The sequence below is a fragment of the Kribbella sp. NPDC003505 genome (assembly GCF_040610875.1).
Classification (GTDB): Bacteria; Actinomycetota; Actinomycetes; order Propionibacteriales; family Kribbellaceae; genus Kribbella.
On the sequence record NZ_JBEXNA010000004.1, the window covers coordinates 744,314 to 759,831 of the forward strand.

A 15,518-nucleotide genomic window follows, 5' to 3' on the forward strand; every position below is an offset into this window, starting at 1 on the left:
ACAGTATGTTGTCTATGAAGACGGCGTATGTAGCGGTGTACGAGACGTTGGCGGACTGGGAGATCGGGCACCTGGTCGTGGAGTTGCGGACCGGGCGGTTCACCGGGGTGCCTTGGACTGTGGTGACGGTGGGAGAGTCGCTCGAGCCGGTGGTGACGATGGGTGGGCTGCGGGTCGTGCCGGATGTGACGATCGCGGACGTGGTGCCGGACGCGGGCGATCTGCTGGTGCTCGCGGGGTCGGGGCAGTGGGATGTCGGTGGCGGCGAGGCGTTCACGAAGCTCGCGGGGCAGTTCCTCGACGCCGGCGTACCGGTTGCGGCGATCTGCGGCGCGACGGCCGGGCTCGCCCGGGCGGGGCTGCTCGACGAGCGGAAGCACACCAGCGCGGCCAAGGAGTACTTGCAGGCGACCGGCTACCAGGGCACCGAGCGGTACGTCGACGCGCGGGCGGTCGCCGACGGCAACGTGATCACGGCGGGGCCGGACTCGCCGGTGCAGTTCACGCGGGCCGTGCTGGAGCAGCTCGGGCTCGCCGACGAGCGCAAGCGGGAGGCGTACGAAGGCGTGTTCCACCGCGCCGACCCCGCCGCGTACGCCACCCTGGTGGGATGACTGTTCCACCGCGGGAGGAATGGCCGAAGCCCGGGCCGCAGTCGGAGGGTGGTGCGGTCCTGACCGATGTCGTGCTGGCCACCTTCCGGCTGAACGCCCGGCTGATGGAGGCCGCGCAGGGACTGGCCGCGCACGGCGGCCTGACGGCAGCGTGGTGGCAGGTGCTCGGCGGCGTCCTGGACGAACCGCGGTCGGTCGCCGACGTCGGCCGGATCATGGGCGTCAGCCGCCAGGGCGTGCAGCGGATCGCGGACCTGCTGGTCGAGCGCGGTCTCGCGGAGTACCGCCCGAATCCGGCGCACCGGCGCGCCAAACTCCTCGCCTGCACCGAGGCCGGCTACTGGGCGATCCGCCAGATCGCGGTCGCCCAGCATCCGTGGACCTCCGAGCTCGCGACGTCCGTCGACCTCGACGAGCTCCGGACGACGCTCAGCACCTTGCGAACCCTGATCACCAGGCTGGAAGAAGCCGGATCGTGAGACTGCGTCCGAACGTGTGCCGCGTGCTGAAGGTCAGCCTCGTCCCGGTGATCGTGCGCGTCACCTGAACGCCGTCGACGGCGGCTGCGGGCTTCAGATACTGCGCACGCAGGTTGATCGTGATCGTGTCGCGCTCCGTCGTCGGATCGGACACGGCAACCTCCACGCCTGACGCCTGACGGCGAACGAGCAGCGAGGCCGGACCGTCGATGCTGAGCCCGGGAAGGTTGTGGATGCCCGGGCCGAAGGCGTTGGCGGCGGTGAGTTGCAGGCCCAGGTGGTGGACCGCCTGGAGCCTGGGGGTGTTGGCGAGCAGGGTCAGGCGGCCGTGCTGGTAGGACTTCATCGCCGATTCTGTTGCGTTGGGCACCAATGCGTAGGCGAGGGTGCGCTTGGAGTCCGCTGGTTGGGCCGCGGTGAGGGCGAAGACCTGTTTGCTGACAGCGCTGTCCGGGTTGGACGTCCGTACCACCCGGCGGCTCCGCGTGACTGCCTGCAGATCCACCGAGAGTTCGGCCGGCTGCAGGAAGTGGTAGCCCACTGAGGCTGAGCCGTTGGTGTAGCGGAGCCAGCGGGGCGTGACGGCGCCGGTGCCTGTCCACGGCGTGCCGTCATGGCGTGTGCCGGTGATCGTCACCGGCGCGGTGGGCGCGGCGATGCGGGTGTCGAGGGTCGTGGTGACCGGGCGGGTCTCGTCGCCGACACCGGCCGCGAGGACGACGATCTCGTCGTCGAGCAGGAACCACGACTTGGTGGCCGACGCGTTCCGGTACGTGACGAAGTCGTCCGGCAGCGTCTCGCGCGACGCATACGCGAAATCGTCGGACTGCACCCATCCGGCCGCGCCGTACGCGTCGAGCGTCGCGCCGCCGGAGTACGCGTTGGTCCCGACCGGGAAGTAGACGTAGGTGTTCTGCGACTCCGACGAGGCCGTGAAGCCCGCCGCGGCGTTGTCGTAGTACGCCGTCCCGTACAACTCCGGGATCGACTTCCGCGTCTCGACCGGCGCCGTCACGCCGCCCAGCGCGTACGGCGACACGGTGGTGAAGTAGTCGATGCCGAAGGCCTGCGTCTGGTCCTGACCGGCGAGGTACAGGTAGTGCGCGCCGTCGCCCTGGAACCAGGGCATCAGGTTCTCGCCGCTCATGTACTCGTACTTGCTGATCCGCGACGAGTTTCGCGCCAGCGCGAACGCGTACCCCGGCCGCCGGTGCACGGTACGGTCCATCGCGTTGAACGCCGTACTCAGCTCCGCCGGGTTGAGATCCGCCGGCGCGATCGACGCGTCCGCCTTGAGGTCCGCGAACCGCGCGATGCTGACCGGCGACGCGAAGCTGTTCACGTTGATCGTCGGCCGCGCGGTGAACTTGGCGAACGCCTTCAGCCGGGCGGAATCCGCCGCGGTCGCGTAGTCGGCGAGGTCGACGATGGCCTCCACGATCACCGCGACGTCGTCGTACCCGGTCCCGGTCCGGGAGACGGCGCGGCCCTTGACGATCTCCATCATCCAGCCCTCGAAGATCAGCGGCGCGAACCCGTGCTCGACCCAGCCCTGCACCACGCCGACCAGGTCGTCGCTCTGCGCGTACTCCGTGCCGGCCAGCACCTTGATGGTCTGCACCACCCTGCTGAGCAGGCCTTTTCCGTACGAGCCCGTATAGGCGACCGACGCGTGCTGGATGAACGAGCCGTCGGCGTAGTACCCGTCGGTGACGCCGTGCTGCAGGTTGTACGGGTCGACGGTCGCGAACACCGTGAACTGGTCCTGCAGCGCCTTCCGGATCCGCGCGTCGTCGTTCAGCAGGGCGCCCTGGAGGACGCGGTTCGCGGTGATGTCGACGAGGTTGGCGCCGGTGTGGAAGCGCGAGTCGAGGTCGACGTCGCCGTCCTTGCCGTTGCGCAGGTACGCGTCCATCGAGGTGACGTACCGGGTGACCAGGTCCGCCGGGGCGCTGATCAGCGCGAGCGTTTTCGACACGTACGTCGAGATGCCGATCTCCCAGGTGAACCAGTTGCCGTAGTACCCCTTCGACTGGTCGCCGTAGTAGCTGTCGTGCAGCCAGACCAGCTTCTCGGCGATCCGCGCCCGGAGCTGCTCGTTGCCCTGCAGGTCCGAGGTGGGTCCGGGGCGCCGGTACGCGAGGGCCATCTCGTACAGGTGCTGGTACGACGCGCTCAGGTTCGGGTCGCTGGTGCCGAGCGGGAGGCCGGCGAACAGCTCGCCGGTGCCGGCGCGGTCGAGCGCGGACAGCCAGGTCCGGGCGGTGTTGTCCATCGCGGTCAGCTTCGCGGCCACCTCGGGACGCGCGTTCGACGCGGACGTCCCGGCGTAGATCGCGATCGCGTTGGCCAGCAGCTGGCCGGGGTCGGCGGTCGTCGCGCCCCGGGTGGCGTGGGCGGCCGGGGCCGGGTTGACCGCGGTCAGCAGGGCGGTCGCGGGGACGAAGGACAGCAGGCGGCGGCGGGTGAGATCCACTGGTACTCCCGGGCGGATGGGAAAACCTAACCACCGCAGTCAACCAGCCGGAACTATTCTTCAGCAACCGCTTACCGCTGAGTTGTCAGGAACCGGGTCTGCCGTGCGATCGTTCCCTCGTGACCCCAGCCCCGCCATCCGCCGGCCCGAGTGCGCCCGACAGCCGGGTGGCCTCGGTCCTCCGCTTCACCACTGAGTTGATCGCCTGGGTCGCCGCGCCCTGGGCGCTCGCCCCGCACTCCGTCCCGCTGGCGATCGGCTCGGTCGTGCTGCTGATCGGCTTGCCGACGATCTTTCAGACACCTGGTGACAAGCCGCACGTCGTCGTACCGGTTCCCGGTGCCGTCACAGTTCTGCTGGTCCTGCTGCAACTGGTCGCTGCCGTGGTGGCTGCGTGGTTCGCTTGGCCGACGGTCGTCGCGATCGTCGTCAGCCTGCTCGCGGCTGCGTGTGCGGTGACGGAGCAGCCACGGTGGCGGTGGCTGCTCTCGCCTCACGCGCCGCCGGCCCCGACCAGCTGAGGGTCGATCGACAGGACCTGTACGGCGTCGCCGCTCGACTTGACCGGGATCACGAGCGCGACCTGGTGCAGATAGTCCTGGTGCAGCGTCTGCGTGTACTTGACCATGCTGCTGAACGCGGTGGCCTCGCCGCTGGTCCAGTACGCGTTCGAACCCGGCTCTACGCGCTGTAGGTACTGCTCGGTCAGCGACAGGAACACCAGCGCGTCGCCGGACGCGGTGATGAAGGTGAGGGGCTTGCCTGACGGTGCGAACGTGTCGGTGACGCTCGCGATGTACGGCTCCGCGGTGTCCGCGGCCTTCGACTTCCCGCGCAGGTCGAGCATCTGGGTCAGGGCCGGCGACGGCGTGAACAGCTTCGACTGCGGCGCGTTCTTGCCGCCGCTGAGGTACGCCGCGAGGTCCTTCGCCACCGCCTCGGGCTGTCCCTGCAGTTGCTCGAGGTCGGCGCCCTGTGGGGTGCGCAGCCCGTCGACGGCCGGCAGCTCGACCGCCTTCGGCGGGTAGACCGAGTGCGTCAGCAGCCACGGGCTGCCGGCACTCGCGCGCTGCCAGACGCCGAGCTGACGATTGTCGGGCGCGTCCGAGACGCCCGAGCTGACCACGAACCGCATCGGGTACGACGTGAACTGCGGCGCGCCGATCTCCGGGTCGGTGTAGCTGAACGGCTTCGACACCTCCTTGCCCGCGGCGTCGAGCTTCCGGCCGATCAGGAAACCCGCCTGGGTCTGCGCGAGGGTCGGGTTGCCCTCGATCGTCGCGGCCAGCTTGGCGTCGCGGGTCCGGTTCGCCTGGTTGTTGAGCTGGTTGTACCGCTGGACCACGGCCTGCGCGTCGGCGAGCGTGACGGCCGGACGGGAGTCCGCCGCGGTCAGCGTGTTCTTCGGCGGGACGAGGCTGCAACTCGTCGCCGTCAGCAACAGCGCCCCGCTGGCCAGCAGCGCCGCCGTCCGCCGGACCGCCTCGTCGCTCTTCACGAACTCCGGCGAGACCGCCAACGGAACAGGCTCCGAGGCAACCTCGTCACCCGCCTCCTCAACCGCTTCTTTGTACGCGGGGCGCGCAGTGGGCTCCTCGGCCGGTTCGTTGTACGTCGGGCGCGCGGGCTCCGCGTACTGCTGCGCGGCGCCGGCTCCGATCAGCACCGGCGCCTTCGCCCGAGCAACCGCCGCCGCGGACATGAACATCGGCGCCGCAGGCACAGCCGGCCGCCCCTGAGCCGCCCGAGCAGCCACCGGACGAACAGGCGCCCCCCGACCAGCCGCAGCCCGCCCCGCCACCGGACCGGCCGTCGACGCGGCTGGTGCCGCGGCACCCGTCGCCGCGTCGACCATTGCGCCGACTGTTGCCGCGCCGGCCAGTCCCGCCTCGGCAGCTGCGGTTGCGGCCGACTGGGATGCTGACTCGATGGCTGCCTTGACCGCTGCCGGCTCCGCCGGGGTCGGGGTCGGCTCGTCGGCGGAGGGTGCGAACGGGCTGACGCGGTCGGGTGCGAACGGGGAGACGCGGTAGGCGGGCGTGTTCTCCCGCGCGACCGGAGCCGTCGACACCAGCACCGGGATCCGGTCGCTCTTGATCACGGGGATCTCGATCGTGTCCGCGACCACCACCCGCCGGCGGCGCAGCATCAGCGTCAGACCGAGCGCCAGCACCAGAACACCCGCGCCGAGCACGAGCAGGCAGATCCCGAACAGCCGGTGCACCTCGATCCCGAATGTGATCTGCCCGCCGACCGCCGGCGTACCGTCCGCGTTCATCACGACGACGTCGTACAGCCCGTCCTGGATCGGCCAGTTGACCGACTGCGACCCGGCCGCGGACTGCGCGACCCACCAGTCGAGCTCGCCCGGCGGCGTCAGCTTCGCGGATGCACCGCGCACCTCCTGTGTGCCGAACGTACCCGGCGGGTCGAAGCGGACCAGCTGGGTGTGCGCGGCCCCCGAGAGGTAGTCGCGGACGTCCAGGTCGCGCCCGACGCCGACGAACAGCGGCTTGTCGCCCGACGCGCTCACGTGCAGCGTCGGACCGTGCCGGTCGAGGAGGGCCGGGGCGGTGACGACCGCGAGGCCCCGGCTGGTGAGCTCACGGCCGGGCGTGGAGATCGTGTTGTCCGGGCCGACCAGCCAGAACGCCGCGAATGCTCCGGCGACGGCGGCCACCAGGCCGGACAGTGACAGCAGTAGACCCAGGGTGATGCGGGCGATGCGCATGAATGAGGCTCCCGTTGGTACGACGAGCCCGGCCACGGACGGATGGGCCGGACGGCGGGATCGCGGGTCCGGACCCCTCGTCCTGCGCCGAAAAGCGGTGTCCGGAAGCTCACCCGTTGTCACTGACTAACTGATCCAACAAGGAACTGTTACGATCTCGTGTATTAGCGAATGGCTGTTCACAAACTCAGAGGCGGTGACTTGGCCCGGCCGCGGCTGGTGAGCGACGACACGATCCTGGACGCCACCCGCCAGGTCCTGGCCGAGCTCGGGCCGCTGAAACTGACCCTCGCGGCCGTCGGCGCCCGCGTCGGTCTGGCGCCGCCGACACTGATGCAGCGCTTCGGGTCCAAGCGCGGTCTGCTGCTCGCGTCCGCCGCCCGATCGCCGCTGATGGTCAAGCTCGCGGCCGAGGAGGCCGCCGGCCGGAACGCCTCGCCACTCGCCACGCTGCGGGACTTCGCGCTGTCGGCCGTCGCGCACATCAAGCACCGCGAGGAGCTCGGCAACGGCCTCGGCTTCGTCCAGCTCGACGTCGCCGACCCGGAGTTCCGGCAGCACGCGCTGGCGCACTCGGCCGCGATCGTCGACAGCTGCGACACGCTCTACACCGCAGCGGTGGAGGTCGGTGAGCTCCGAGCGGACACCGACGTCCCGGCGCTGGCCCGGCACACGCTTGTCTGTTTCAACGGCGCGCTCCAGGTCTGGGCCGTGAACGGCTGGGGCTCGCTGACCGAGTTCCTGACCGAGCAGCTCGACCTGATGATCGGCCCTTATCTCAGGAGTGACGGTGTTTCTGCGCGTCCTGGTCTTCTACCTGGTCACGATGGTCTTCAGCGGGATCCTGAACGCGCTGCAGACAGCGGCCGGCCCGAGTCCTGAGCTGATCCAGCTGGTCCAGTTCGCGCCGGACTCGGCGGCGTCGGCGTGATGTTCCTGCTGTTCCGCCGTACCACCAGGATCGACGCGCGGTTGACGCCGGCGGCCGTCGCGGCCGGGCGGAGTGCGCTCTGCAGCCCTACCTGCAGACCCGGTTCTCGGTCCTGCGTTCCTCGCTGGTCGTCGGAGTGCTGTGGGGCTTGTGGCACATCGGGGGCTTCGCGCACGGGCTCGTGTACATGGGGCTGTTCGTCGTGATGGCGACCGCGCTGTCGGTGGTGCTCGGTGCGGTCCTGCGCGAGGCGCGCCGTACCAATCTCGTCGTCGCCGCCGGACACGCCGCCGTCAACCTCTCCCTGATCCTGCTTTTCGGGGAGGAGGACGGCGACGTCTTCGCGATGGGCGTTCTCGCCGCGGTCTGGACGGTCGCCGCGGTCGTGGTCAGCTCAGTGCAGGTACGACGCGCCGTTGAAGTCGAGGACCGCGCCGCTGGCCCAGTTCGCGTCGGCTGAGGCGAGCCAGTAGATCGCGTTCCCGACCTCCTCGGCGGTCGCGACCCGGTTGAACGGGCTCTGGGCCCGGATCGCGTCCCCGCCGGGACCCGCGAGGAAGCTCTCGGTCATATCGGTCGCGATGAACCCGGGCGCGATTGACGTCACGGTGATGTCATGTGGCGCCAGCGATGCCGCCAACGACTGCCCGAGCGAGTGCAGTCCGGCCTTCGAGGCACCGTACGCCGGCACGTCGGGCTCGCCGCGGTACGCGCCCCGGGAGCCGACGTTGACGATCGCGCCCCGCCGTACGCCGTCCGCGGGATCCTGGTCGAGCATCTGCCGCGCCACGCACCAGGTCACGTGCGCCGCGCCCTCGAGGTTGACGGCGAGGGTACGGCGCCAGGTCGCGACCCACTCGTCGTACGACGTGTCCGCCAGCGGGTGACCGACCCGCCGAGAGCCCGCGACCGGCTCGTCGACGAACATGGCGGCGTTGTTCACCAGCACGTCGACGCGACCGAGTGCGGTGGCCGAATCCGCAACCAGTGAAGGGATTGCGGACGCGTCGCCGAGGTCCGCGGCGATCACCGCGTGGCCCTCGCCGGGCAGTCCGGCGCGAAGCTCCTCGGCGCGGTCGACCGCGCCCCGGCAGTGCAGCACGACCCGGTCGCCGGCCGCCGCGAACGCCCGCGCGGCGGCCGCGCCGACACCCCTGGACGCACCGGTGATCAGTACTCCTCTGGACACGTTTCCTCCTGTCGGTGACTGCACCACATTGTGCCCTTGCCGCCACCATGACATCAGTAGGGGTTGACTGTGACGTCATCATGACGTCATGCTTGCTGTCATGGAACTTGACCACTACCTCGAGTCGGTCCGGCGAAGCGTCGAGAACGCCACCGCCCTGGCCGACGAGCAAACCCGCTCCGTGGCCCAACGCCTCGGGGCCACGCTGGATGACGCGGGCCGCCTGGCCCTCATCTCAGCCCTGTCCGACGCCGCCGGGGAGATCAGCCGCGAGCTGTCCCCGGGCTCGGTCGAGCTCCGGATGGCCGGCGGCCGCCCGGAGTTCGTGGTCACGCCGGCTCCCAGCCAGCTGACCGGTCCGGACGAGACCGACGAAGACATCGACGACGAGACCGACGCCGAGGCGGACGAGCAGTTCGTGTTCGACGCCGACGAGCCGACCGCGCGGATCACGCTGCGGCTGCCGATGTCGATCAAGAACAAGGTGGACGAGGCCGCCAACGCCGAGGGCATCTCCTCGAACGCGTGGCTGATGCGCACCGTGATGACCGAGCTCAGCGAGCGTCGCCGCGGCGGTCCGCGCCCGCCCCGGCCGCCGCGCCCGCCGCGCGGACCGGTGTTCGGCCCGGAGGGCCCGCTGGGTCCGAACGGACCGCTCGGCCCCGACGGTGTCTTCGGACCGAACGGCGTGTTCGGCCCGAACGGCCCGTTCGGCGAGGAAGGCGTCTTCGGCCCGGACCGGGGCCGCTGGGAGCGCGACCGGCGCCGTGACGACCGGGACCGCCGCCGGGAGGACAAGGACCGGCGACGCGAGGACAAGGAACGCCGCCGTGGCGGACACGGGCCGGGCCAGCGACTGACGGGATGGGCGGAATGAACGGCTTCAGCCAGCAACTCACCGACGACGAGAACGACCGGATCGAGCGGATCCGGATCGAGATCGGCTCCGGCCTGGTGGAGATCTCCGGCAATGCCGACGTCAAGGGCACCGCGGTGACGGTCGACGTCAACAGCGGGCCGGAGGAGGACGTCACCGTCGAGGTCGTCGACGGCGAACTGATCGTCGAAGGCCCGCGCAACGTCCGCCGGGGCCCCGAGATCCAGGTCCGGATCGCCACCTCCGCGGTGCTCGACGCCCGGGTCAAGACCGGCTCCGGCGACATCACCGCCGATGTGCCGCTCGGCTCCGCACGGCTCGCGACCGGTTCCGGCGACGTCCGGCTGACCCGGGTCGAGAAGGAGCTGGGCGTCAACACCGGCAGCGGTGACGTCAAGATCGGGACCGCCGTCGGCGCCGTCCGCGCCGGCACCGGCTCCGGCTCGATCGACATCGAGGAGGCCGGCGACGCGCTCGGCCTGAGCACCGGCTCCGGCGACGTCACGATCGGCGACGCCGCCGGTCCCACCTCCGTCAAGGTCGGCTCGGGGGACATCACCATCGAGCGGATCCGCGACCACTCGGTCGCCACCTCCGGTTCCGGCGACGTCAAGGTCGAGATCGCCGACGGACCGAGCGTCCAGGCCGAGACGGCCCGCGGCGACGTCCAGATCGGGGTCCCGGACGGACTCCCGACGTACCTGGACCTGAAGACCGTCACCGGGCGGATCCGGTGCGACCTCGAGCCCGGCCAGAAGCCGGCCGAGGGAGAGCGCGCCCTGATGCTGCGCGCCCGCACGGTCTCCGGCGACATCACCGTCGTCAAGGTCTGACCGCCCCGGCCGGTCCTGTCGAATCGGCCCGGCCGGGTTCGTTGCCTTCATGAAGTCGTTCGAGGTCCCGCCACTGGGGGCGGGACCTGGGCGAAGCATTGCCAGAAACCACAGCACGGGGACCGAGCGAAGGGAGCACGATCATGTTGAGCGAACAGCAGGAAGTTGCCCGTTACCGCGTCGAGGACCAGATCCGGAGGATCGAAGCACGGGCCCTGCGGTACAACGGCGAGCCCCGGGTCAGCGCGCGGACGCGGCTGGCGACCATGCTGCACACCCTGGCCGACCGGCTGGAGCCGGCCACCCGGCCGCTGACCGAGCCGCAGCCCCGCCACCGCGGGACCGGGCTCTCGATCGTCCGATGAACGGCGTGCCGCTGAACGGCGCGGTCAGTACCGTCTACGCCGTACTGGAACGCCTCGGCCTCGTCGGAGCGCCACGCCGCTCCTAGCGGTTGCAGGTTGGTGCAACGCCTGTGGATAACTCCCCGGGCCGACCCGTGAACACTGCTAGCGTTCAGTCGATCATTCTGGGTCGACATGGGGAGAGATACCAACGATGTTGCGTCCGCTGGTGGCAACCACAGCTGTCACCGCTGCTCTGATCCTGCTGGCCGGCTGCGGCGGCGACGACAAGAAGTCCGACTCGGGCTCCGAGAACAACGGCGGCACCTCCACCTCCTCGCCCACGCCGTCCGCCCCGGCCTTCCCGACGTTCGACCCGCCGATGGCCTTCACTGCCTCCGCGGCGTACCCGGTGCCCGACTGGGAGGGACGGGCCATGTTCGACGAGGCGATGCCCGGCATGGTCGGCCAGGTCGCCCTGGTCGCCAACTACCGGGGTGTTACCGGCCGCGACGTCGTCGACCCGAGCACGGCCTGGGAGGTCAAGTCGACCGCCGCCGACACCACCACGGTCAACGACGCGTCCAAGCCGATGGCGGTGAAGGTCGACGGCAAGGACGTCGCGGTGATGGCCTACGCGGAAGCCGACAAGGGCAATGGCACCCAGAAGCCGCAGGGCTTGGTGCTGGTCCAGTGGATCGACGTCGCGACCGGCCAGAAGCTCGCGGAGGTGTCCACGCCGGTGAGCACGGTGGACGGAAGCTTCGGCAATCCGGAGCTGAAGAACGTGCAGTACGACCCGGAGACCGGCCAGGTCGCCATCGGCGTGAGCGCCAGCGACAGACTGATCGTGAAGACGCGCTTCGCGACGGTCTACGCGGACCCCACGACGAAGAAATCCACTGTCGTGCCAGGCGTCCTGCCGGGCGCCGTCCACGGCGGCGTGCTCGCGGGTGCCAAGGCCGAGAGCAAGGAGAACGCGAATGACGCCGGCGTCGTGCTGGTCGACGGCGCGAGCGGCAAGGTCACGAAGCAGATCCCGCTGAAGCAGGGCGATGTGGAGCCGCTCACCGGTGGCGCCAAGCACGCGTTCTTCTACGGCACGCTGTACTCGAGGAACACCATGAAGGATGTCGGCTCGCTCTACTCGGTCGATCTGTCGACCGGCACCGTGGTGAAGTCGGTGCCAGGGCTACCGGAAGGTGGTGGCTACGACTGCACCTGGGACCACGCGAGCTCGATCGTCTGCAGGGACAGTGCGCCCAGCGGCCAGCACGAGATCTTCGGACTCGACGACAGCACCGGCAAGAAGACCTGGGGCTGGACCACCGAGTCCGGAGAGCGTGTCGTGCCCCGCGTGACCGCGGCGTACCACGGCGTCGTGTACGTGCAGACCGAGAAGCAGGCGGTACTGATGGACGCCAAGACCGGCGAGGACCTGCCGGGCGCGTCCCCGTCAGGCACCCCGAGCGGCAGCCCGTCGGCCGACGAGACTCCTTCGAGCAGCGACTCCCCTTCGGACGGCAACTCCTCGACGGCCAGTGGCACGCCGTCTGACCAGAAGTCCGCCGGCGGGAGTGACATGAGCCTCTACGACGGCAAGCTGGGATCGCCGGGCGCGGTGTCGCCGTACGGTGGCGTTTATACACAGCTGCCGCAGGGCAGCGGCTTCGGCTCCAGCGACTTGCGGGCGGTCCTCGTCTACCTGAAGCCGAGCGCCTGACCTACCTGAAACGAAGGGCCCCGCCGATTCCGGGGCCCTTTTCGTTGGTCAGACGTCGGTGCGGTGGAAGTTTTTGAAGGAGCGGGACGGAGTCGGGCCGCGCTGGCCCTGGTAGCGCGAGCCGTACTTGGCCGAGCCGTACGGGTGCTCGGCGGGGGAGGACAGCCGGAAGAAGCACAGCTGGCCGATCTTCATCCCGGGCCAGAGCTTGATCGGCAGCGTGGCGACGTTCGAGAGCTCGAGCGTGACGTGGCCGGAGAAGCCGGGGTCGATGAAGCCGGCCGTGGAGTGGGTCAGCAGGCCGAGTCGGCCGAGCGACGACTTGCCCTCGAGGCGGGCGGCGACGTCATCCGGGAGCGTCACGAGCTCGTACGTCGATCCCAGGACGAACTCACCGGGATGCAGGATGAACGGCTCGTCCCCCTCGGGCTCGACGAGCCGGGTCAGGTCGGGCTGTTCCTCGGACGGGTCGATATGCGGGTACTTGTGGTTCTCGAAGACCCGGAAGAACCGGTCCAGCCGTACGTCGACGCTCGACGGCTGCACCATCGCAGCTTCGAACGGGTCCAGCTGGACCCGCTTCGCGTCGAGCTCGGCCAAGATGTCACGGTCGGAGAGCAGCACGGTCGCACGTTAGCAGCGCGCCGCACATCCGCGCAGCACCGGAGGCCGCGGCCGCAGTGCTTCCCCGTGCCTGGTGGTGAGTCGTCCGGAGCCCTCAGCTCCCCGGCGGGAGCACACCACCAGACCGTGGGCCTGAGGCAACTATTGTCAGTTGGCCAGCTTGTTGAACTTCGACACCTGGGTGGCGAAGGTCTTGACCTGCGCCGGGGACCAGTCCTTGAGCAGGTCCTCGATCACCTTGTGCCGCTTCTTCCGGGCCGCCGTCAGCTTGCGCTTTCCGGCCGCGGTCAGGGTCAGCAGAGTCGCACGCGCGTCCGACTTGTCGGCGGCCCGCTTCAGCAGGCCCTCCTCCTCGAGTCGCGCGCACGCCCGGCTGACCGGTCCCTTGTCCACCTCGAGCGCTGCCACCAGGTCGGCCATCCGCACCGGCGCCAGCTCCTCCACGTGGTTCAGCAACGCGTACTGCGCCGGCTCCAGGTCCGGATGCGCCTCGTTGGACAGCGTCCGCTGCAGACCGCGCAGCCGCCGTGCCAACGTGACGAGTTCCTTCTCCAGGTTGTCCACCGCGTCAGTAGTGTCTGTTGCCACCGTTCACCCCTTCATTCCAGTTGCCCCGCAACCATGTCGCCCGGTCCAGGACCGCATCCTCACGTTGCGTTGAATGTTGCCCCCGGCAACGCGTTCTAATCTGCCAGAAGATGACGACCCTGCCCAGTCCTGAGCGTGCCCTTTGTGGAAAACTCCCCAAGAACCTCCGGTGCAAACCGTCCGTAACCCCCTTTTCGATGCATCCGGCACCAAGTTCGGCCCCGGGCCGCTGACACCGCAGCAACCGGACCCGCCGGCAGTGGCGGCGGGGTGCCCGGCGAGCGGCCCGCGGGACGCCGACCGGGGCCGATCTACGGCCCGGCGCGCGGACCCCACGTGGTTGCGGGCCCCCGGATCGGCTATGCTCGTCTCCGCTGCCGGGAGACTGGCCGCGCGGGTGTAGTTCAATGGCAGAACATCAGCTTCCCAAGCTGACAGTGCGGGTTCGATTCCCGTCACCCGCTCCGAGGTAAAGACATGACAAAAGCCCAGGTCAGAGGGGTAGTCCCTGACCTGGGCTTCCGTTTGCCCCCAGCTCGGGCCGGGTGGCCGTGCCATTAACGCGCCATTAGCCGACTCCCACCAGGACGCCGGCGGCACCGTCATCTCCCTCTCGATCCTCCGGGCCGACCGCTGGATCTTGAGTGCGCTCCTGACCAACGATCGTTTGATCATCCGCCGTCGACCTGCCCTCGATCGCCCGGACGCCCTTCAGCTTGGTTGCCTTGGCACCCTTCTTCTTGGCCTTCTTCTTCCCGCCCGGGGTCAGCCCTTCGAGCTGGGCATTCAGATGCGCAGCGATCGACTTGTCAGCTTCCCGGCTCGCGTGCTGGTAGATGAGTGCTGCCTCCATCGAGTCGTGCCCCATCCGCGCCATCAGGTCCTTGGTCGTGACCTTGCTCGCCGCCGCCAGCATGTTGCCCGTGTGCCGCAGGTCATGAAAGTGCAGGTCAGGCATGCCGATCTTGGTCGTCGACTTCTTCCACGCAGTCAGCTTGTTGAAGCTACTCCGGCGGATGGGCAGCCCGGATTCGAGTGAGAACACGAGGGCATCCTCAGCCGACCCGCAGTACAGCTCCAGGTGCTCCCGGAGCAACGCGACGAGCGCAACAGGGATCGACAGGGTGCGGACGCCAGCTCTCGACTTGGGCGGCCCGAGCGTCAGGCCCTCTCCTCTAACTTCGAGGTACTGCTGCCTGACTCGAACCTCCGCCGCGTCGAGGTCGATGTCCCTTCGCTGCAACGCGGTGATCTCACCGAAGCGCAGACTTGCCATCGCCGCCAGCAAGATCATCACGCGATAGCGCGCAGGCATGGTTTGCATCAAGCGATTGACCTGAGCGAGCGATAGATGCGGTCGCTCGGGGGCACTCTCTTTGTCCGCTCCTGGAATGCGGCACGGGTTGGCCTTCAGAATCTCGTCCTCGCGAACAGCCGTCCACAGCACCGCCCGGAGAAGACGGTAGGCCTTGGCGACCATCCCAACGGACACTCCCTCCGCCAGGAGCTTCGATCGCCACTCACGAACGATGGGCGGGCTGAGGGTGCCGAGTGGTACGTCGCCGAGGTACGGGCGTACGTGCTTCTTGAGCGTCCAGCGGTAGAGCTGCAGAGTCCGGGGCCGCAGGTTCGGACGCTGGTCGATCCATCGGTCTGCGTAGTCACCGAGCTTGATCTTCGCCCGCTCCGGATCTGTCCATTCGCCCTTGAGCATCTCGGCCTCGACCAAGACCAGGTATCGCGCCGCCGACTTCTCGTCGGGAAAGGTGCGCGGTGCCGGCCGAAGCTTCCCGTCAGGTCCGGGGTACCGAGCCTGATACCGGCCGGACTTGAGCTTGCGAACATTGCCGAACCGCCGGTGACCTTCTTTGTTCGCCATCTCAGGCCACCTTCCGCAATCCAGCCCACACGTCAGCCGCGGTCATCGGCTCGACCCGGTTCGACGCGATGTAGGTCACCACGTCTTCGTCCGTGAGCCGAACCGACCGACCCAGCTTGTGAAAGCCGATCTGCCGCTCAGCGACGAGTCGGCGAACCTGGCGAGCGCTCAGCCTCATTCGCTGGGCCGCCTCTTCGACCGTGTAGAGATCGTTCGATGCCATGTGACTC

General features: G+C 69.2%; 16 protein-coding genes and 1 tRNA gene. 10 read left to right on the forward strand and 7 right to left on the reverse strand.

Going from position 1 to position 15,518, the window contains the following annotated elements; all coding sequences use genetic code 11:
• Positions 1 to 14: 14 nt before the first annotated feature.
• Both ABZX12_RS17475 and ABZX12_RS17480 read left to right on the forward strand, forming a co-directional pair.
• A complete protein-coding gene (locus ABZX12_RS17475; protein WP_355694187.1) occupies positions 15 to 614 on the forward strand; it encodes a DJ-1/PfpI family protein in 600 nt (199 codons plus the stop codon).
• Positions 611 to 1,093, forward strand: coding sequence for a MarR family transcriptional regulator (locus tag ABZX12_RS17480; RefSeq protein ID WP_355694188.1), 483 nt, complete (start codon positions 611 to 613; stop codon positions 1,091 to 1,093). Before ABZX12_RS17475 ends, ABZX12_RS17480 begins: the two co-directional genes overlap by 4 nt.
• Here ABZX12_RS17480 and ABZX12_RS17485 read toward each other — a convergent pair.
• Positions 1,065 to 3,569 (reverse strand): polysaccharide lyase family 8 super-sandwich domain-containing protein, encoded by a 2,505-nt coding sequence (locus tag ABZX12_RS17485; RefSeq protein ID WP_355694190.1) that lies wholly within the window; start codon positions 3,567 to 3,569, stop codon positions 1,065 to 1,067. The genes ABZX12_RS17480 and ABZX12_RS17485 overlap by 29 nt on opposite strands.
• Before the next feature lie 119 nt (positions 3,570 to 3,688).
• On the opposite strand from ABZX12_RS17485, the gene ABZX12_RS17490 reads away from it, so the two are divergent.
• A complete protein-coding gene (locus ABZX12_RS17490; RefSeq protein WP_355694192.1) occupies positions 3,689 to 4,090 on the forward strand; it encodes a hypothetical protein in 402 nt (133 codons plus the stop codon).
• On the opposite strand, the gene ABZX12_RS17495 is transcribed toward ABZX12_RS17490, so the two are convergent.
• Complete coding sequence (locus tag ABZX12_RS17495; RefSeq protein ID WP_355694194.1) at positions 4,063 to 6,300, reverse strand: hypothetical protein; 2,238 nt, start codon at positions 6,298 to 6,300, stop codon at positions 4,063 to 4,065. The two genes, ABZX12_RS17490 and ABZX12_RS17495, sit on opposite strands and share 28 nt — an antisense overlap.
• A gap of 171 nt (positions 6,301 to 6,471) precedes the next feature.
• Here ABZX12_RS17495 and ABZX12_RS17500 point away from each other — a divergent pair, with 171 nt between their 5' ends.
• Positions 6,472 to 7,182 carry a helix-turn-helix domain-containing protein gene (locus ABZX12_RS17500; RefSeq protein ID WP_355694196.1) on the forward strand — a complete coding sequence of 237 codons (711 nt, stop codon included), beginning with the start codon at positions 6,472 to 6,474 and terminating at the stop codon, positions 7,180 to 7,182.
• 128 nt (positions 7,183 to 7,310) lie between these two features.
• Positions 7,311 to 7,691, forward strand: coding sequence for a CPBP family intramembrane glutamic endopeptidase (locus tag ABZX12_RS17505; RefSeq protein ID WP_355694305.1), 381 nt, complete (start codon positions 7,311 to 7,313; stop codon positions 7,689 to 7,691).
• On the opposite strand, the gene ABZX12_RS17510 is transcribed toward ABZX12_RS17505, so the two are convergent.
• Entirely contained in the window at positions 7,626 to 8,420 is a 795-nt protein-coding gene (locus ABZX12_RS17510; RefSeq protein WP_355694198.1) for an SDR family oxidoreductase, read from the reverse strand. The genes ABZX12_RS17505 and ABZX12_RS17510 overlap by 66 nt on opposite strands.
• Before the next feature lie 100 nt (positions 8,421 to 8,520).
• Here ABZX12_RS17510 and ABZX12_RS17515 point away from each other — a divergent pair, with 100 nt between their 5' ends.
• The 4 genes from ABZX12_RS17515 (at position 8,521) to ABZX12_RS17530 (ending at position 12,197) form a co-directional block, all read left to right on the forward strand.
• Positions 8,521 to 9,297: a hypothetical protein gene (locus ABZX12_RS17515; RefSeq protein ID WP_355694200.1), complete on the forward strand. Its 777-nt coding sequence runs from the start codon at positions 8,521 to 8,523 to the stop codon at positions 9,295 to 9,297.
• Positions 9,294 to 10,130: a DUF4097 family beta strand repeat-containing protein gene (locus tag ABZX12_RS17520; protein WP_355694202.1), complete on the forward strand. Its 837-nt coding sequence runs from the start codon at positions 9,294 to 9,296 to the stop codon at positions 10,128 to 10,130. The genes ABZX12_RS17515 and ABZX12_RS17520 overlap by 4 nt, the downstream gene beginning before the upstream one ends.
• A 143-nt stretch (positions 10,131 to 10,273) precedes the next feature.
• Positions 10,274 to 10,495, forward strand: coding sequence for a hypothetical protein (locus ABZX12_RS17525; protein ID WP_355694204.1), 222 nt, complete (start codon positions 10,274 to 10,276; stop codon positions 10,493 to 10,495).
• 208 nt (positions 10,496 to 10,703) lie between these two features.
• The gene (locus ABZX12_RS17530; protein ID WP_355694206.1) at positions 10,704 to 12,197 is read left to right on the forward strand and encodes a hypothetical protein; all 1,494 of its coding nucleotides are present in this window, start codon (positions 10,704 to 10,706) and stop codon (positions 12,195 to 12,197) included.
• Between the two features lie 48 nt (positions 12,198 to 12,245).
• Here ABZX12_RS17530 and dcd read toward each other — a convergent pair whose 3' ends face one another.
• Complete coding sequence (dcd, locus tag ABZX12_RS17535; protein WP_355485399.1) at positions 12,246 to 12,821, reverse strand: dCTP deaminase; 576 nt, start codon at positions 12,819 to 12,821, stop codon at positions 12,246 to 12,248.
• Between the two features lie 147 nt (positions 12,822 to 12,968).
• Positions 12,969 to 13,409, reverse strand: a complete 441-nt coding sequence (locus ABZX12_RS17540) for a MarR family transcriptional regulator (RefSeq protein ID WP_355485401.1) — start codon at positions 13,407 to 13,409, stop codon at positions 12,969 to 12,971.
• Positions 13,410 to 13,802: 393 nt separating this feature from the next.
• Here ABZX12_RS17540 and ABZX12_RS17545 point away from each other — a divergent pair.
• A tRNA-Gly gene (locus tag ABZX12_RS17545) sits at positions 13,803 to 13,873 on the forward strand.
• Positions 13,874 to 13,977: 104 nt separating this feature from the next.
• Here the strand turns inward: ABZX12_RS17545 and ABZX12_RS17550 are convergent.
• The gene (locus tag ABZX12_RS17550) at positions 13,978 to 15,288 is read right to left on the reverse strand and encodes a tyrosine-type recombinase/integrase (protein WP_355694207.1); all 1,311 of its coding nucleotides are present in this window, start codon (positions 15,286 to 15,288) and stop codon (positions 13,978 to 13,980) included.
• Between the two features lies 1 nt (position 15,289).
• Positions 15,290 to 15,511, reverse strand: a complete 222-nt coding sequence (locus ABZX12_RS17555) for a helix-turn-helix domain-containing protein (protein WP_355694209.1) — start codon at positions 15,509 to 15,511, stop codon at positions 15,290 to 15,292.
• Positions 15,512 to 15,518 lie beyond the last annotated feature (7 nt).